The sequence below is a fragment of the Bradyrhizobium centrolobii genome (genome assembly GCF_001641635.1).
GTDB classification, from domain to species: Bacteria; Pseudomonadota; Alphaproteobacteria; order Rhizobiales; family Xanthobacteraceae; genus Bradyrhizobium; species Bradyrhizobium centrolobii.
The window spans coordinates 23530-41764 of record NZ_LUUB01000114.1; the positions used below are offsets into that span (position 1 = coordinate 23530).

Genomic DNA, 18235 nt, shown 5'->3' on the forward strand with positions numbered 1-18235 from the left:
GGGAATGGTGATGGAACAGGCGCTGGCCGATCTCTGGTACGGTTTTGGAGTGGCGCTGCAGCCGGCGAACCTGATGTGGGTCGTGATCGGCGTGGTGCTGGGTAATCTCATCGGCGTGCTGCCCGGCATGGGCGCGATGACCACCATCTCGATGCTGTTGCCGCTGACCTATGTGATTCCGGCGGTGCCCGCGATCCTCATGCTCGCGGGGATATTCTACGGGTCGATGTATGGCGGGGCCATCTGCGCCATCCTGCTCAATCTGCCGAGCCATCCGCCGCACGCTGTGACCTGCATCGACGGCTATCCGATGACGCTGAACGGGCGCGGCGGCGCCGCGCTCGGCATCACCATGATGGCGTCGTTCTTCGCCGCGTCGGTCGGGATTGTGCTGATGGTCTTTGTCTCGCCGCTGCTGGAGGCCGTTGCGTTCAAGTTCGGCCCGACCGAGATCAGCGCGGTCATGCTGCTCGGACTGCTGGCCGGAGCGACAATGGCGCGCGGCCTGCCACTCAAGGGCATCGCCATGACGTTGTTCGGGCTCTTCGTCGGAGCGATCGGCACCGACGTCAGCAGCGGCGTCCAACGCTACACTTTCGGCCTGCGGGAGCTCGCCGACGGCGTGGATCTTGCGGCGCTCTCGCTCGGACTGTTCGGCATCTCGGACTTTCTGCTCACGGTCAACCGGCGGGAGGTCGCGACTACAACGACACGCCTCACGATGAGGCAGATGATGCCGACTCGCAATGAACTGAAGGCCGCGATCCTGCCGATGCTGCGCGGCACCGGAATCGGCGCCATCTTCGGCGCCATGCCCGGTACCGGGCCGACCATCACCACCTTCGTGGCCTATGCGCTTGAACGGAAGATCGCGAAATCGCCGGAGCGTTTCGGCAAGGGAGCTATCGAGGGCGTGACGGCGCCCGAGGCGGCGGCTCACTCGAAGACGCAGATCGATTTCATCCCGACGATGTCGCTCGGCATTCCCGGCGATCCGGTGATGGCGCTGCTGCTCGGCGCACTCATCATCAAGGGCATCAACACCGGGCCGCAATTGATCACCGAGCACCCCGACGTCTTCTGGGGGCTGGTCGCGAGCTTCTGGATCGGCAATTTGTTGCTGATGGTCTTGAACGTTCCGCTGATCGGGATTTGGGTACGGCTCTTGCGAATGCCCTACCGCCTTCTGTTTCCCTCAGCGCTGTTCTTCATCGCGGTGGGCGTCTACAGCACGCACAACAGCGTGTTCGATATCCTCCTCGTTGCCGCCTTTGGCTGCGTCGGTGCGATCTTTCTGTTGCTTGAGTTTCCTGTGGCACCCATCGTGCTGGGTTTTGTTCTGGGCCCCATGCTGGAAGAGAACTTTCGCCGGGCGATGGTGCTGTCGCATGGCGATCTCATGATCTATCTGCAACGGCCCATCAGTGCCGGCTTCATCATCGCCTGTATGGTTCTGATCCTGCTGCAGCTCCACAGCTATCTGCGCGCTCCAGCGTCGGCGAGGCCGGCCTACGCTCCACATTGACCGACTATACGTCCATGCCGCCATTGCGGCAGCATGGCATGATACTCGTGAGACCCGGACCTATCTGTTCCAGTCCCTTACGCCGTGCATCATGTGGCGGATTGAAGAAGGTAGTGCAAGTTGGTCAGGTGTGGGGAAAGGCGGTAGCGCTCCCCCGCTACCAGATTCCATAGAAGCATCAGTCCGTTAGTTCGGCTCGAAGATCGTCCCCGCTGACCCACACTGCCCCGTAGCACATCGGTAGCGCGGTGTGCTCAGTCAGACGACAAACGAATCCCTGCCGAGGCAAGATGTCATTCGAAATCCCATAGGGCGTGCTGATGCAGCTCATCAAGGATTCCGCGCCTCGCCCTACGAAGGGAGGACGCTAGGATTCGTGGGGCAAATGCTGAATTGTGGAGCAGGCCCTGCAACGGCGTACAAGTCTCGCCCGTGCGCCTGCTCGTCCGCGCCTGTCTAAGGGATATGTCTTAGACTAGTGGTTCGATGCCGAGCGTACGTTGAGTTCGAATCCTTCTCGCTCCGCCACCCAGCCAAAGTCATTTCGTACTTCTATGTGTGGAGACAGGCCGAAAATCCGGCCGCTTTCCTGCTTTCTCCCGCCAGAGAAACCCCGTCGCCAATCAAGCTAGGCATTCGGTAGGCCCGGAGAACCGAATTTTCTCCGAATCTTAGTACCCAGCGAATCGGTCCAGTACGGCATTTTCGCGCAGACCAAGCGCTCATTGGGGAAGCGGTTTGGATCTCTCTCGCTCAACCGATGAGAACGAAGGACTCCCGATTCTATGCCAATCGATTTCGGAATTTGCGGGTTCGATCGGCCTTTGCATTCCGACGGGGGCGGTGCGCTTAGGGGCACTCAACCGGCCTGGGTAAAACAGCATCTCGCGCTTGGGGGGACTCTGGTGAAATTAGAAGCGTCCCATTGAAACTTGGCGTTGGTGAAAGGACCCGAGCCGCAATGAGCTACGTGAGATCGGACGGCGTGCATTGGGCACCCAGGAACGGAAGTCTGTCTTCGAGACCACGCGCTGTCCGGACGAGGTCGGGTATCGTGGCTCGCCCTGCTTCGTGCCACCGCTCACGATGATCTATAATACGCTTGATGGATACGATCGTTTCGTGGATTGCCGCCTAGGGCGTAAGAGCTGAGTGACTACGGTGTCATGAATTGCCTCATGCGAACGATTGGATGAGAGATATCGTGGGTTTGGCTGGTGTGGGGAAAGGCGGTAGCACCTGCGGCTGCTCTAGAGAGGACAGTTTCTGCTGAGCTAGTGCTGACCCCGACCTAGATTAAGTCGGAATATCAGGAACAGCCACTTGTCGAACCGCAATCGCACTTCACGCAACGCCGTTCCCTTCGTGCTCTGTCTTCCATTTCCTGCTGGACACCACGGGCGCCGCGTAGGGGATCCACTTTGCCCCGATCAGGGGACGTACTTGTGGGGGACGTACTTTGCCCGCCGCTGCACCGGGCCTGAACAAAATGGACACGGAAATAGGCTGGATGGACAGGTGCGGCACCGGGCATAACGTGTCCCTTGTCGCATCTCTAAGTCGTTGCAATCGCACATACTGAATGTGGGGCTCATTGATCGCATCGACGTGCGTGCGTCGGCCGATGAATGTCACGTGAAGGCGGCGCGAGTCATCGGATGGATTTTGCCGACCGGCAGGCCCGGCCTGAAATTTTTGAGGCTCACTACGCAGGAACAGGCGCCAAAGATTCCTGTTGGTTTGTGAGGGTAACGAATGGAACGGTTGCAGGCGCTGCCAAAGATGAAAAGGCACCTCTTGTTGTTGTGCGGTGCACTTGCTGGGATAACAATCCTACATGTCACCGCATTTGCGGTGGCTGCCGCGTCAAACTCTACCAGCGCCGCCCCTGCTGCGAATTCTGCACCACACAAAACAAACGGACAAAGCGCGAGGACTATTGAGGAGGCGTGCGAAGACGAATGGAGAGCCGATAAGGAAGCGATGATGAAACGCGGTATGACTGGGGATCGTTATGTCGAACAGTGTAGTGTGAAAGATGACGTACCGACCATTGCTGTTCCGTCACCTGCACCCAATGGGTCCCCTGATCGCTAGAGAACGGTAGCCGTTCCCGCCGTGGCCATTACACCTGCTGGTCTTGATTGACTCTCGGGGGAACTCTTGCGCCACGTCAGCCGACGCTTTGCGCGCGCCATTTGGAACCAGGGATCAACTCTGAGCGAGCCCTGCTTCGAGCCGCCATTTACGGCACCCTTCGCGTTATTAATACACGCGATGCAGTGAACGAAAGCTGGAAAGCGCGACAGGATTTCATCCTGAATACCGCCACTGGTATGCCCATGGTCGAGCATGTCCCGATTGATCTCCGACGCCGCGCGCTATTGGGCGCTGCAGGAGCGCTGATTGTCCAAGGGGTCCTTCTGCCGACGACCGCATCGGGTCAGACGACCTTCGCTCCCAAGATAAAAATCGGAGTTATCGGCGCAGGCCACATCGGCGGCACGATCGGTGGCCTCTGGACCAAGGCCGGCCATGCCGTCTTTTTTTCATCGCGCCATCCGGAGGAATTGCAGGACCTCGTTGCACACCTTGGCCCCCTTGCACAGGCTGGCACCGTCGATCAGGCGATTGCGTTTGGTGACGTTGTCTTCATCGCCGTGCCTTACGGCGCAGTGCCGCAGATCGGCAGAGACTATAGCAAATCGTTGGCTGGGAAGATTGTGCTCGACGCCAATAATGCCGTGGCCAGTCGCGACGGCGCCATCGCCGAGGAGGTCGAGCGCAATGGCATCGGAGTGACTTCGCAGAAGTATCTGCCCGGCGCGCGGCTGGTGCGCGTCTTCAACACGCTCTCCTACATGATCTTCGAACGCGAAGCGAACCGTCCTGCCCCGAGGCTTGCGGTCCCGATTGCCGGCGATGATCACCAAGCAGTCGCGGTCGCGGCGCGACTGGTGCGTGATGCCGGCTTTGATCCCGTGGAGGTCGGAAAACTGACCGATGCGAGCCGCTTTCAGCGCGGCGCCCCGGGATACGGCCAGAACGTGAGCGCGGCGGAGCTCAGGCAGAAGTTGTCACTGGCACCATGATGGCTCCCGCGGCAGCTCTTGGGGGCTGGTTGCAGCGCACGGTGCCCGGTACCGCGCAGGAACGGGGGGCAGCGCTCTGGTCGTTCGCGTACTTCTTCACCCTGCTCGCCGGTTATTATGTGCTGCGTCCGTTGCGCGATCAGATGGGTATTGCGGGCGGCACCAAAAGCCTGCCCTGGCTGTTCACGGCTACGTTTGCCAGCCTCCTCGTCGCTCAGCCGATCTACGGCGCGCTGGTCGCGAGGCTGCCGCGGGTCAGGTTTATTCCCATTGTCTACCACTTCTTCGTCGCCAACTTGGTTCTGTTTTGGCTGTTGCTGTTTTTTGACATCGAAAGAGTTATCGTGGCGCGCGTGTTTTTCGTCTGGGTCAGCGTCTTCAACTTGTTCGCAGTCGCGGTGTTCTGGTCGTTCATGGCCGATCTGTTTACGTCAGAGCAGGGCAAGCGGCTGTTCGGGTTCATAGGCGCCGGAGGAACGGCTGGCGCGCTTCTTGGTCCCGTCATCACAATCTGGTTGTCGGGGCCGCTCGGTCCGGTCAACCTGCTGATCGCGGCCGCTGTCTTCCTCGAATTAGCTGTGTTCTGCGTGCATCGAATTGAACAGGTGGCGGATCCGCCGACGAAAGCAGGGTCTCGAGCTCAGCGCATTGGTGGCAGCGCGTTTGCGGGATTGTCCGAATTGATGCGCTCGCCTTATCTGCTGGGCGTGGCCGGCTGGGTCAGCCTGCTCTCGTTCGGCGCGACGATTGCTTATTTCGCGCAGGCCAACATCGTTTCGGCGACGTTCCATAGCGCGACAGCGCAAACGCGTTTGTTCGCAGGTATCGATCTCGCGGTGGGCCTGCTGAGCCTGGCGACACAGGTGTTTGCCACCGCCACATTCCTCAAGCGCTTCGGCACCGGCATCGCGGCCGCAGCCTTGCCCGCTGTTTATGTCGTGGGCTTCGCGGCACTGGCGATCGCACCGAGCCTGTTCTTTGTGGTGACGCTCCAGGTCGCGCAACGCTGGATGAACTTCGCAATCGCCAATCCGGCACGCCAGGTGTTCTTCACGGTGGTTGGGCGCGGGGAAAAATATAAGACCAAAAACCTGATCGATGTGGTGATCTATCGCGGTTCGGACGCGTTGTATGGCTGGGTCTACGACAGCCTGCAGGCGCTGGGGTTGAAGCTTGGCGCCATCGCGCTGTGCGCGCTGCCGGTCGCGGCGGCCTGGCTCTTTCTCTCAACCGCGCTGGGGCGCACGCAGGAGGGTCTTGCGAAAAAAAGTGATGATCAAGGAGGGCCGGAATGGCAATCCGAATGACTCGGCCAATAACTCGCCGTGACTTTGCCGCACTCGCCGGCGGCTTTCTGCTATCGGCCAAAGCGGTTGCCAAAACCGAGACTCCGCTTCTCACCCGTCCGATTCCCGGCAGTGGCGAGCGCATTCCCGCTGTTGGCCTTGGCACCGCCTATGTTTTCGATGAGAATAGCGAAGCGACGCGGAGCAAGGCCGATGCGGTCGTACAGGCTCTGGTCAACAACGGCGGACGGCTAATCGACACCGCATCAACCTACGGCGATGCCGAAAGCGTGCTCGGCGAGGTCACCGCAACTGCGGGGTTGCGCGAAAAGCTCTTCATCGCAACCAAACTCGAGTCGCCCGACTCCCTGGAACTCAAGCGGTCACTGACCCGACTGAAAACTGCAAGCGTCGATCTGCTGCAGCTCCACAACGTCAGAAGCAAGCAGCAATCTCTTCAACGCTTCAGGGACTGGAAGAAGCAAGGCGTGTGCCGCTATGTCGGCATCACCTCGACATTCCACCGCGACTATCCCGTGGTTGAGGCGGTGCTGGAACGAGAGAAGCCTGATTTCGTCCAGATCGACTATTCACTCGATAACCGCGCGGCTGAGAAAATCATCCTGCCACTGGCATCCGAAATCAGAGCCGGCGTGCTGACCGCGTTGCCTTACGGCAATGGCAGATTATTTCGGGCAGTCCACGGCAAGGAATTGCCAGACTGGGCACGCGTTTTCGCGAACTCCTGGGGACAGTTTTTCCTGAAATATTTGCTTGGCGACCCGCGTGTGACCGCGGTGATCCCGGGAACCGGCGATCCGGGCCACATGGCGGATAATGCCGGCGCGATGCGCGGCCCATTGCCTGATCCTGATCAACGCCGTCGAATGGTCGAGTTCGTGGAAGCGCTTTGATGCGATCGCATAGTCGCCCAGATCCGGTATTCGTTCGGGATTTGGTGCCGCACTAGTCACCGTGCGCCGTCGTCGAACTTCCGATAGCCGACGCGGCCATGGCTGCCCGCTCCTCTGCTCTACAAGCAGATACTATCTCCGTAGCGGTAATTAAGGGCACTACGCGACAATGGGGTTGCCCCAAATCGGGCGTCGCAAGCATGGATTCGTTCGATAGTTGGGATAAGGTAGTTTCGGTAATTGCAGAAGGATAAGAAGAGAGGACGGCGCTGCGAGCTCGTCGGAACAATCTTCGCGCCTCGATCACCACTTTGGAACGCCAGCCGGCCTAAGGGCGTGGGGGACCGGCGCCTGCGCGGGCTGCTGCCGTCCCTGGGGAGCGTGCCGCTTATGCTAAGTCCCACGACCTAACGGACCGGCTTAACCAAGCCGACAATTGAAGGGCCCGGCTGGAGTTCGCATTAGACCCATCCGACAGGCGAATACACAAGGAAGCGAGACGGAAAAAGACCGCCCGAAGGCGGTCTTTTCAGTTCAATGCACCGGGCCACAATAGATCGGGATCAAACGCACTCGGCCCGGAGTAACTACAAGCTAACCATCATCCAACGAGCGCTGCCTCACAAATATAATTGCAGTTTTGAAATGGAAGAGAGTGCGCTTGCCTTGCATACCTTGAAGCGCCGACCCGCCAGCATGCACGCAGATCAACCTGCTCGGGTGAGCAGGTTACTATTTTGGAGAGAAAAAAACGGCTCCAGTCATCGGACTGGAGCCGTCACCTTACCAAAGCGTCCTCCGACGTCGGGGGGCTTGTGGGGGGCGGAAGAGCGCGTCATTCTGCGCTGCGTTTGTCGATCCGGTCGACGTTTTGAACCGATGCTCTCAAGAGCGAAAAAGTCAGACGATTGCGCTGTCATCAATTGACGAGTCAAACACCGGACTATCACTCGTCATTTTAATCTGCGAGACTTTAACTCCGACACTTCACCAAACAATAGGCTTGCGAAAAACAGGCCCGAAAGGGAGGTTCGCAGTGGAGAAGGTACGACGCTTGCGCGCGATGGGTTCGCTGTGCCGTCAACAGGCCGCGTACAACAGCATGAATAAATGGAAGCTCCTGGCGGAAGCCGAATACTGGGAGCACCTAGCTCAGCTTGAGCTGTCGGCCTACTTCCAAGAATGCAACGCCACTAGCTCAAACGAGATAGCACCTCCTCGAGCACTCACAGACACGAATGATGTTCTACGGGAGATTGCGGCCGAAAGAACTGCGACCACGAATGACGCGCAGTGTAGCGCATGAGTCGGGCCGCAAGCAGGATCGCTTCGAGGGTGGTCCCGACGAGCCTGGTCAGACGCGGGCGTGGTTCGGCTTTGGATGTTTCCTAGAGGCCGCAAGCGCCCGCGATAGGCGAGCACCGCTAGCCCAACGATCTATGGTTGGTGCCATAAACAGCGTCTGAGTGAGCGTCGAAAGAAGCGGATGTCACAAAGTTCGCGACGCAGAGAGGCGCTTTGCCGAGGCAGCTTCGTTGGAACGGGGATATTTCGCCTTTCACCTAGTCGTGAATTGGGTCCGCTCGCTGCGCGGGTCTACATCAAGACCGGGTTGATCGAGATGGTCTCTCGCACCACGAGCGCCACGGGAGCAGAGCCGACAGTGCCAGTGCCCGACGGGGCCAGCGCCGACAGTGCCAGCGTCCCAACGGCCAGAGAAAGCGAGCATCAACCTCCGCGCCCCACGCGGCGCAAGCGCTTGCGCCCGCGAGTGGGCGCGGTTGGTGTCAAAAGTTCATTCATCGGACCGACACTTCTCGTCGCGTTCCCACGCGGCGTACTTCCGCGCCGTCCAGTCGCGCTCTTCTCGCCACTCCTCCAAGTCGGCTTCCGTCCGCTTGGACGAGAATAACACCCACTCAGCCAAGAGCGCGGTACGCACGCGCTCGAATGTCGCCGCGGTACCGCAGGCGCATTCGCCGGGACTGATCCAGATAGAAGCCGCAGCACTTCCCTCGCTGGCCGGGCATTAGCGGGCTTCTGATTGGATAGCGATCAGCCTGAAGGCGAGGACGGGTTCTTTGCAGAGCCTAACAACCATCGCATTCGCTAGTTTGGACACCGCGCCCGTTTTCGTTGAGCTACAGTGCAGCGTGGCGAAGTGACCATTTTCGGTGATGGGAAAAACCAAAGATGTTTTCCTTCTACACCGCCGTTGACCGAGATCGCCTTGTTTGCGGCCTTTCCCTAGGTGGTTTTCGTCGCTCACCGTCATATTGCATCCTGTATCCTGCTGTCGTTGTGATCGAAGTCTTCGTGAGCTAGATGGCTAGGGCTAAAGATCGATGGCACCATGCCCTGCCCGGAACCAGCGGGTTTGACGGTGCGTTATAGCGTTGGCGTATAAGGGGCTTGTCATGGACAGGCAGGGGACAGCGTTGGCTTTATTTGCCGTTGCTCTTGCCGTCGCGATTGTGGTCGCGGCCGTCACGACGCTGGAGCGCGTCAACACGCGCCAGGCCGCGAACGACGCGCCGCCCGGCACGACCGGCCTCGCTCGGCCGCACCCGCCGCTTGATCGTGCACCGGGCGAGCCGATCCAGAAAGAGCGTTAACCCATCGCGTGGATGAATCGTAGAGCGCGCAAGCATTGCGCCTCTCGACGAAAGGTGCGACGTGAATGCCACCGCCACGCGCTCGCCCTGTGGGTTCACATGCCATGAGCGAAAGCATCTCATCGGTATTGTTCGATGCGCACCGCGCAAGAAGGCAATGCCCTAGCATCAGCGTCATCTCGCGCCCAGCGCCGGGGTTTTTTGCGCTGTTGGCATTCTGCCCCTTCATTTCTTTGTCGCCCCGCTTGGGTCAGGCCACCGAGGGGACGCGGGTTAGATGTCGGTACCTTTGTTTAGGTCACCACGCTCTTCTGCGCCCTGCAATTCCCTCTGCGCTTGGTTCCAGAACTCATCTTCGCGTCCTTCGGGTTTGCCCGCCTGCTCCCACAGTTCGAACGCGCGTTTCCGTATCTGCTCTTCTGTCGGGTGAGCCATGATGAATTCTCCCAGAGCGCAGGTCCCGCCTTGGGGAGGACAGAGGGGGCGGGACCGTCGGCCCAATTTTAGTGTTGTGGCCCAAAGAGCCAATTCAGGCTCAAGTGAGTTGTTCCTTGTTTTCAGCTATGCTGCCCGATGCTCATCCGCCCACGCATCATGATCTCTCGCACATCATCCGACAACTGCCGTGGCAGCGCCTTCGCTTCATCCCTTGGCGTGCACATCCCGACATCTCGCGCCTCGTCTGTAACGAGAACCAGACAACATCCTTTTCTTCGTATGCGGGTCGGCTCTGGCGCGTATTCAGCGGACTATTGGTCGGGACCAAGCAGCGGGTGTTCGCTCTTTAGTTCTACCAAGTAGTAGCAACCTCTTTTCTGAGTGTGACCCACTCAGATATTGCGCGCTATCCGCCCGAGGACGACTGGTGGTCCGATTCCAACATTCCCATCGCTTCATGGGTCCTAGAGCTTTAAGCCGTCGCTATACCGGCAAACAGGTTCTTCTTGATGATCGCGTGGATGCCCCAATTGCCATCGACCACCTGCGTGACGCCGAAGTCGACTCCGATGGACATGAGCGAAATCGCCTCGTCCTCGGTCAGTCCCTTGCTGGTCATCAGGAAGCTACGCATTTTGCGAAACGCATCCCTTAGCGCGAGATCGATCGAGGATTTCTTGTAGATGTCCTGTTGCGCCGTAGGGCCGAGCTCCTCGAGATAATTGGGGAAGCTGAATCCGTGCAGAACCCATTCGTCCAGCGTCTCAAGCAGCGGGTAATTCAGCCCGGCGAGCGAGCCGCTCAGTGAATTCTGCTTGTGCAGGATAAGCTGGAAGGTCCCGGTCAGCGACATTTCGATGGCGGTGCCGCACAATTCAGAATCGCCTTGCGCGGCGTGCGAGTCGCCGACTGAGAACAGGCCGCCTGACACTGCGACCGGATAGTACAGGGTCGCGCCCTTGCCAATACGCCAATTATCGATGTTGCCGCCGAAATAGCTCGGCGGAATAGAATCGACAATGTCGGCTTCTTTTGGCGCCAGGCCCATGACTCCGAAATGCGGTCGGATCGGGATGCGGACGTTTTTGAGGATGTTGTGGTTCTCCTGCACGATCGAATGGTCGACTGGCACGCCGGGATAGTCGATGATCTTGTGCACGACACCATACGGATCGGTCTGAGGCACCCAGCGGAAGTTATAGACCGCGCGCGCCCAGTTTTGCTGCCCGCTGGTGTCGATTTCGTAGATCGTGCACACCTCGCGCGGCCTCGGTTCAGTGAGCAGATCATTGTAATGGAAGCCCCACCAAGCCGCCGCGTTGCTGCCGAATGACTTGCCCGGGTACGCCGGATTGGCGCAAGGCCGGGGCTTTACATCCATGATGCGGACTTCAATGATATCGCCCGGCTCGGCGCCGCGAACAAAAACTGGACCGGTCAAGATGTGCACGCCGAAGCCTTCGCCTGCGCCGCGTCCGAGCTGCTTACCGTCGATCGGGCCGGCGCCACGGCGATTGACGCCTTTCTTATCCTTGGTCCAAAGATAAATGCTCTCAATACCCGGATCGCCTTTGACCATACGTTCGACGTCGTCGCCGGCGTGGTGCGTCACGGCCTCGATGGTGATGTAATCGCCCGAATCCAGTTCGAGCTGAGGCTTTAGTAGCTTGCTGAAATAGCCCCAATGCACCGTGTCCGAGTTGGCCGGCAAGTAGTGGTAGGTCGGCTGGCCGGGCTTAGTTTGCGCCGATGCTGGAGCGGCCAGCGTGCCGCTCGCAGCCCACGCGGCCGCGCCACCGCCCGCGACGAATGCGCTCTTAACGAATGCGCGCCGCTCTTGGTCGAGGTCCTCAAGGAGTTTCTGTCGATGCAACTCAAATTGCGGGCACGCTTGGTCATCGCCTGCGCACATGATAGTAACTCCACTCTGACGAATGAGCCGGGCAGGAGGTGGCTCGATAACCCGCAGGGAATTACGCCAGCGTCACAAGCCAAATTAGCCTCACTTGGCCCACTTGCGGAATCCAACGCTCAAACTTGCTTCACCGCAAGCAATGTAATCCGGCAGTCACACTGTCCAAACGCCGCATGGACTGCGGTCCACGGGGGCGATCGTCACGTGGCGCGCTTAATGGCAGCGGCTGGCGCTCGGCTGCGTTTGCCACCCAGTCGAGGCGATGCGCCGCCTTCGCAACGGTCATTCGCGTCGAAAGGATCGAGGTTCCTGAAACCGCACAAGCGGATATCGGCAATATCAACTTGCAGCGGCAGGAGTCCTGAGGGGTGAAATCACGAGACAAGATCGCTTCCTCTTCTCCTGGGCTCTCTGCTGCGCTAATTCAGTTTTCCCTTTTTGGCATCGGGCGATCGATGCGTGGCCTTTGCCGAGTTGCGCGCCTCCATCCGGTCAGCCAGCATCCGAAGCTCATCCGCAAGAACGGTCCCTTTCGGAACCGGATAATCATGGGAAATGCGATCATTCATATAGACGCGGAAAACCATTTCTTCCGCAGTCTCAACGATCTGCACTCGTTCAATGCCGGGAAGGGCCATGCTGTCTGCGGCCGGACTTCCAATCGCCTCCTCTAACGAGGTCCTCAACGCACCGATAAGGTCTGCCGTCTCTATTGCGCTTAGAGCGATTTCGTGTTCACCGCGCTCATCGGTGAACCCAATAATTACCCTTCCATCCCGTGAATCCGTATAGGTTAGTTTCATAGTCTTGGCGCTCATTAGGGCCACAACCTTACTACGATACATGCTTCTGCCAATAACGCGCGAAGTCCGCGGGCTTCCCGCTCTTCAGTCCGTCCGCGATCGAGTCGGCGCTACCGGTTGTCTTCCGATGCCGCCGCGGCTGTCCACACGTCGGCTTTCGGACACCAAGCGCAAATATTATGCTCAATCTGCGACTTGCTGGTTTTGGACCCGCATATATCGTACCGCTGGACGGGTCCGCTGCGGCGCTGACGGCGGCCGCTGCGGAATTGTCCGCCGCCGCGGGTGTCGGCGCCGCAGCCACCGGCGACGGTTAAAGGCAGGATGCACCGATCTGTGGCTCAGCCGGATTTGGTCCGCGCGCTAATTTCTTTGACCCTCGTCAACGTTCTTTCGAATTCCGATCGGAGATGCTGCTCGTGCGCAGCGTGTGTTGGTTCCGTCAGAAATGCGACCTTCACGAGAAAGCGGTTCAATAGTGACGAAATTTGAAGATTGTCCGAGTATCGCGAACGCAGTGCTGTGAGTTGCCGACGCATCTCGATGAGATCGAGAGTTTCGTGGTCCGGCTGCTCTTTCAAATGAAGCTCGCGCAGTGGCCTACAATCAAACGAAGCCGCCACGTCGAATATGATGGCGCGACGGCTTCGCCTTGGGACGGACCGGACGAGGGCAATGTCCGGTGTGCGGAGCCTAGCTCTCCGGGGCACTGTCGCAATCGAGTTCTGTAATTAAGCTTGATGTGGCCACCGCAGGTTAATTCTGGAACCGTGATTTTCGGTCACTCGTCTAGGCTGGTCGTGGCCGCGGGCCATCGTACGGTTGCTCCGGCGAGCCAAGGCCAGAACCCGGAGCGACGATCGGAAGTCCGTTGGACGAATGCCCCGCGCCTGCGTTCCTTTGAGCTTGTTGGGCTGTGGGTGATCCGGCGGGTTCGCTGGAGGCATTGCCCATCGTAGCCGCGTTTGGGGTTGGTCGCGTTGCGCCTCGTCAGGCTTATGACCTGAAGGTCATAGGTTCAAATCCTATCCCCGCAACCATCGATACCGACGCTCCCGTAGCGGCCGCTGCGGGAGTTTCGTCTCAGACAACAGCGGCGCGAGGTTGGCTTTCCCGTTGAGTTGCACAGCAATGTGGTTCGGATCTCTATCTTCGCATGTGGTCATCGTACCTAGATCATCGGCTGCCAGCTTCACTCTAAGGCCAGCGGTACGAAACTCTTTGTCACGAATGCGCTCCGCTAGATCAGCGATGATTTTTTCGCACAGTGAATTGGCGCCCGCAACCGTCAATCCCTTTTGATCTATGGACAGCGAAACGGGACCTAGTGGCTCTAGCCCAAGCAGTGTGAATAGCGGCCTAGCAGTGACGAGCAGTCTCGGTCCAGATTGGACAGTCGGATCGCCCTCAAGCGAGACATTGAACGGATAGGGGAACATCAGCGCGACGGACTTGGCAACAGCATCTCTTTGGAGTTCTGCCGGCTCAGCCGGCGGAGCAGGGACCGTAAGTCGACCGTCGTGAATCGTGCCGTTTACCCTGACGCCAAATGATATTGGTACGATGGTTTTGGATTGAGAATTGAGACCGAGCCGCCTTAACAGCAACGAGTATTCACCCGTTGTCTCACAAGGGCGAAGGCTTGCAGCACATGGAGAAAAGGCGAACCGGACACCGACCACACCGGGAGACTGCTGATCCGCGAAACAGAAATCGATGCTTCCTGCCGCCGCGTCAAGTTTTTCGGAGGGCGAGAAGCTTGAGAAGTCTGTAGCTTTCAAAAGTAGTCCGGCGGATATCGCTTGCATAAACTCCTTTAAGCTACCGGCCAGCGCGAAGTTGTTTTCTATGATCAGCGATTGATCTGCCGCGACCAACTTTTCACTAAGCGAGCGCCACGATTGGGCTGTTGCCTGGAGTTTGGCAAAAGAAGCAGCTGGCAGAAGCCCCTTCAGCCGTTCCTTGTTGGCTTCATAGGAGAGAAGCGCTGCGTCGACCTGCGCGTGAATTCGATCCGAAACATCTTTCCGCGCGTCCTCGACTGCCGCGTCGACGTTTTTGAGTTCCTTCTCGAATAATTCCTGATGTGCAATCAGTTTGGCTAACAGATCAGGGCGAGCTACGAAGTTTATTGCGGCCGGATTGATTGCGGCTGGGTCGGTTGCGGTCGGGGCCTTCGACTGTAGAAGAGGCGCAACATCACTTTGCCATTCTCGAAGAAACTCGTCGGCACCTCGAACATGTCGGCGCAAGTCAGCCGACGCCTTTTCCATGAAAAAGGCGAATGCGCGTTGCTTTTCCAGCTGCACCCCAATGAGATCAATCGCAGCCAACAAGGCAGCTCCACAGTCGGGATACCTTGCTCCCCTCTTGCAGGCCTCGCGCAGATTGCTTTGTTGGCTCAGCAGCCATGAGATGGTAGGGCGAAACGTGTCCGAAGCGATCGCAACGGAAACAGCATCTAAGTCCACGCGCAGTGTGCATTCGCTTTGCTCGCACGATTTGGGGTCAGGTTTGGATGAAAATGCGTATCTTAGAAGAGCGGCGTCTGCTGGAAGGCCCTGGCAATTTTCGGCGCTGGGATCGTCGATGCGTTTTGGTCTCAGGCAGGCAGCAGTCAGATCAACCGGCTTGCTCTGACTGACCACACGCCCAAGCCGTGTTTCGGCATCTTTGCAAAGCAATTCTGCTTCGTGCGGTACAGCAATCCGGAGTTCACGATCGACAGCGACAGTGTCAGCTAGCTCAACGCCCTTCACCAAAGAGCTAGCGACTCCACGGATTGCGCGTCGCGCACCATTCGTCAGCACAGATGCAGATTCAATCGACGTCAACGCATTACATAACTGTGACAATTCAAATATCGTAGGATCGAGATCGGAGACAAACTCATCCGCATCTCTAGGGTCACCTGGCAGCGGTGAAGTCGCTCCGAAAGTGGCCGGGCGGCGGCGGGATCGAGATATGCTGTAATAGATAGAAGTGCCAATAATCCAACGACTATTCGAACCATGTTCGACGCTCGGGTTTGTCGACCTAATAATGATATTTTGCGATAGCAATCGATAAAATGCAATCAGGGGTTCAGGTCACGTAGATCTGTGCGAGAGAATTTCAGCGATCGCTTCGATCAGCCTTCGTTCGAGAACGTTGCCAATGCGAATCGACGCAGGAGCTGGCTTCGATGTCACTCCGCGGCTAGTCCCGCCGAAAAAGTTGAACCTGAAGGCTCGAGTTGCAAAGCTTGATGAGAGCCTTGGTGCCTATCCGAAGTGTAAACCTAGGACTAGGACCCGAGCAGGCCTTGGCCCAACTGTGGCTGGCATCACTGCTGGACTAGCTGTCGAGGGAGAGCACTTATAAATTGGCGCCCTGGTCGATGATTGCGGAGGCAGCGTCCGGCCGACAGGAGCCAGCGCCGTGCGGTCTCGTCGCTCTACACTACTCCGGCACATCAACGCTGACGATTTCCGGCCTGTTATGGCTTAGCCAGTCACCGCACGCGGCCAAGCGAACGAACAGAGGCGTCGAAGGGTCAACCAGTGCGAGGAATTCGCCATAGCAGTCCCTGATTGGAGGCCTCATGGTTTCCAGCGGACCGCTGGCGAGGGATATCCGTCAATCTCACTTCGGGACGCGGGGCGGGCGCATCCTTGTGCCGCCCCCGGATCAGGCCGCCGATTAACGGGGGCCTCCTTCCGTATCCGGCCGTAGCTCAAATGGTGGGTTTTGGTCTACGAAGGTCAAAAATGCTTTATCTTTCAAAGGAGGTTGACTGACACTCTCTCCGCCGCTGCACCATTCTCCATTATATCCGATCGTTCGAACCGACAGCAAATCGATGAGTAGCGCGGCGACGGCTGTTGCGTCTGGTTCTGTGATGGGTCACTACGCAAACCGTAGGTTCTAAGCGTGGGTCGGAAGATGGGTGGCGCGTTGATTTGCCTCAAGCCAAACTCGGCGGCACTGGGCATAGTTGCTATCTCACACCAACGCCGGAGAAGCATCCATGCGACGCCGAACATTTGCTGCCGCGCTACTGTTTGCCACCTCGAGCTATCCCGCGTTCGCTCAATCGCCAGCTGATCACGAGGCCCATCATCCAGGACAGGACCAAGTGCCGCGGCGGCATCCCGGCCCTCGAATCTGACCAGGCCCCTGTGGCCGTGCTGGATAATGTGCCGCTGGACCTTGACGAGTCCGACCTGCAGCTCGTGTAGCGCGGCTCGATAAGTCTTACCGCTTTCGCGATGTGCGGTTCGCTTTTTGGACGATTTCGATATTTGCTGACATCTGATGGCGCATGCTTGGAAGATAGCTCGCGCGGGACCTCGTGTCAGTCGGGCCGATATCCCCAGATGACGTACGCCGATCAGCCAGGCCGTCGCACGATGACGACGCTGAAGCTTATTGCTGCTTGTCGCCCATGTGGTGAGGTTCAGCCTTCGGTCCACCCGAGTAGTGATGACCTCCCGACTTGCCCTTAGTCGAAACCCCAACCGTCTCCTTCTTGCCCATATGGTGAGGGACCTCGGTCTTCGGTCCACCGGAGTAGTGATGGCCGTTCTTTTCGGTGTCGGAGCTGGTCTGCGCAAGTGCGGGCAACGCGATGAGCGACAGCGCGGCAGCAGCGGCAAGAATTTTGCGGGTTGTCATATTGCTTCTCCGTTGTGACACGTGAGCGGGTTGCGACCTTGCGTCGATTTGATCTGGATCAGGCACGTACCCCGACAGAGTCCGTTCTCGCTGTGAAAAATTCCACATCCTGAAGGTGCCGGAGACCATAGGAATAGCAATTTAGTCGGCTTCGTTTCTTCTAGGATTGACTTGCATCAATCGATGGGCGGCGGAAATCGGCACTCATAGCAACCAATCAATTGATCAGCGGGAGAAGGCCATGAAACCTCTGACATTGGCTGCTGCATTGCTGCTTGCAACGGTGAGCACATCGTCCTGGGCGCAATCGCAGGGCGATCACGAAGCTCACCATCCCGATCAGAAGGGTGCGCCCGCCGCCGCGCAACCTCAGTCGCCTCCCGGCCGGCCCGGGATGTCGGGGCAGGGCATGATGGGAGGCCCCCAAGGCATGATGGGTGGCACGGGCATGATGGGCGGCAACATGCCCATGGCGAAAATGATGCAGATGATGGGAATGATGGGGCAGTCAAGCGCTGACGCGGGCTGTGCCGGTATGAGCGAGATGGCGACCATCGATCGGGTCGAGGGCCGGATCGCCTTCTTGCGCACCGAACTGAAGATCACAGATGCACAAAAGGTTGCTTGGAACGCCTTTGCCGATGCGCTGCGGGCCAACGCAAAGAGCCTGGGCGAGGTGCGCGCCTCGATGATGTCGCAGTCGGGGGCAGGGCAGCAGGGCTTGGTCGATCGTCTTGCACTGCAGGAGAAATGGCTGACTGCACGGCTTGAAGGCACTCGAACGATCAAGTCCGCGCTGACAAGCCTCGTCGGTACTCTCTCCGATGACCAGAAGAAGACGGCCGACGAACTCCTCGCGCCGCACATGGGTATGATGGCAATGATGGCCGGCATGCAGCCGGGACAGATGGGTTCCGGTCATATGCAGCCGGGAATGATGACGCAGGGACAAGGGCGGTAGGGCGCCCAAGTTCCCTGTACAGCAAGGTCA

General features: G+C 58.5%; 11 protein-coding genes. 6 read left to right on the forward strand and 5 right to left on the reverse strand.

Annotation, left to right across the window (positions count from 1 at the left end; translation table 11 throughout):
• The first annotated feature begins 10 nt into the window (after positions 1-10).
• From AYJ54_RS40850 to AYJ54_RS50240, 5 genes are all read left to right on the forward strand, one after another.
• Complete coding sequence (locus AYJ54_RS40850; protein WP_245329263.1) at positions 11-1525, forward strand: tripartite tricarboxylate transporter permease; 1515 nt, start codon at positions 11-13, stop codon at positions 1523-1525.
• A 2342-nt stretch (positions 1526-3867) separates the two neighbouring features.
• Positions 3868-4617 carry an NADPH-dependent F420 reductase gene (locus AYJ54_RS40855; protein ID WP_063708228.1) on the forward strand — a complete coding sequence of 250 codons (750 nt, stop codon included), beginning with the start codon at positions 3868-3870 and terminating at the stop codon, positions 4615-4617.
• A gap of 29 nt (positions 4618-4646) precedes the next feature.
• Positions 4647-5924, forward strand: a complete 1278-nt coding sequence (locus AYJ54_RS40860) for an NTP/NDP exchange transporter (RefSeq protein ID WP_136624285.1) — start codon at positions 4647-4649, stop codon at positions 5922-5924.
• Positions 5909-6817, forward strand: a complete 909-nt coding sequence (locus tag AYJ54_RS40865) for an aldo/keto reductase (RefSeq protein WP_082906068.1) — start codon at positions 5909-5911, stop codon at positions 6815-6817. Before AYJ54_RS40860 ends, AYJ54_RS40865 begins: the two co-directional genes overlap by 16 nt.
• Positions 6818-9234: 2417 nt before the next feature.
• Positions 9235-9432: a hypothetical protein gene (locus AYJ54_RS50240; RefSeq protein ID WP_136624286.1), complete on the forward strand. Its 198-nt coding sequence runs from the start codon at positions 9235-9237 to the stop codon at positions 9430-9432.
• Between the two features lie 273 nt (positions 9433-9705).
• Here AYJ54_RS50240 and AYJ54_RS48400 read toward each other — a convergent pair whose 3' ends face one another.
• The 5 genes from AYJ54_RS48400 to AYJ54_RS40890 all read right to left on the reverse strand — a co-directional run bounded on the left by AYJ54_RS48400 (position 9706) and on the right by AYJ54_RS40890 (position 17244).
• The gene (locus AYJ54_RS48400) at positions 9706-9867 is read right to left on the reverse strand and encodes a DUF2934 domain-containing protein (protein ID WP_082906070.1); all 162 of its coding nucleotides are present in this window, start codon (positions 9865-9867) and stop codon (positions 9706-9708) included.
• A 475-nt stretch (positions 9868-10342) separates the two neighbouring features.
• Positions 10343-11782, reverse strand: a complete 1440-nt coding sequence (locus AYJ54_RS40870) for an acetamidase/formamidase family protein (RefSeq protein ID WP_063708146.1) — start codon at positions 11780-11782, stop codon at positions 10343-10345.
• A gap of 422 nt (positions 11783-12204) precedes the next feature.
• Positions 12205-12603: a hypothetical protein gene (locus AYJ54_RS51615; RefSeq protein WP_201724316.1), complete on the reverse strand. Its 399-nt coding sequence runs from the start codon at positions 12601-12603 to the stop codon at positions 12205-12207.
• Between the two features lie 1010 nt (positions 12604-13613).
• Positions 13614-15350, reverse strand: coding sequence for a hypothetical protein (locus AYJ54_RS40885; RefSeq protein ID WP_136624287.1), 1737 nt, complete (start codon positions 15348-15350; stop codon positions 13614-13616).
• Positions 15351-16995: 1645 nt separating this feature from the next.
• Positions 16996-17244 carry a hypothetical protein gene (locus AYJ54_RS40890; protein ID WP_063708229.1) on the reverse strand — a complete coding sequence of 83 codons (249 nt, stop codon included), beginning with the start codon at positions 17242-17244 and terminating at the stop codon, positions 16996-16998.
• A gap of 166 nt (positions 17245-17410) precedes the next feature.
• On the opposite strand from AYJ54_RS40890, the gene AYJ54_RS40895 reads away from it, so the two are divergent.
• The gene (locus AYJ54_RS40895; protein WP_245329266.1) at positions 17411-18205 is read left to right on the forward strand and encodes a Spy/CpxP family protein refolding chaperone; all 795 of its coding nucleotides are present in this window, start codon (positions 17411-17413) and stop codon (positions 18203-18205) included.
• Positions 18206-18235: the final 30 nt, after the last annotated feature.

What these genes read in the sequence shown, in the direction of transcription:
- AYJ54_RS40850 (WP_245329263.1), top strand. Translation starts at nt 11, where the DNA reads ATGGAACAGGCGCTGGCCGATCTCTGGTACGGTTTTGGAGTGGCGCTG.
- AYJ54_RS40855 (WP_063708228.1), top strand. Translation starts at nt 3,868, where the DNA reads ATGGTCGAGCATGTCCCGATTGATCTCCGACGCCGCGCGCTATTGGGC.
- AYJ54_RS40865 (WP_082906068.1), top strand. Translation starts at nt 5,909, where the DNA reads ATGGCAATCCGAATGACTCGGCCAATAACTCGCCGTGACTTTGCCGCA.
- AYJ54_RS50240 (WP_136624286.1), top strand. Translation starts at nt 9,235, where the DNA reads ATGGACAGGCAGGGGACAGCGTTGGCTTTATTTGCCGTTGCTCTTGCC.
- AYJ54_RS48400 (WP_082906070.1), bottom strand. Translation starts at nt 9,867, where the DNA reads ATGGCTCACCCGACAGAAGAGCAGATACGGAAACGCGCGTTCGAACTG.
- AYJ54_RS40870 (WP_063708146.1), bottom strand. Translation starts at nt 11,782, where the DNA reads ATGTGCGCAGGCGATGACCAAGCGTGCCCGCAATTTGAGTTGCATCGA.
- AYJ54_RS51615 (WP_201724316.1), bottom strand. Translation starts at nt 12,603, where the DNA reads ATGAGCGCCAAGACTATGAAACTAACCTATACGGATTCACGGGATGGA.
- AYJ54_RS40890 (WP_063708229.1), bottom strand. Translation starts at nt 17,244, where the DNA reads ATGACAACCCGCAAAATTCTTGCCGCTGCTGCCGCGCTGTCGCTCATC.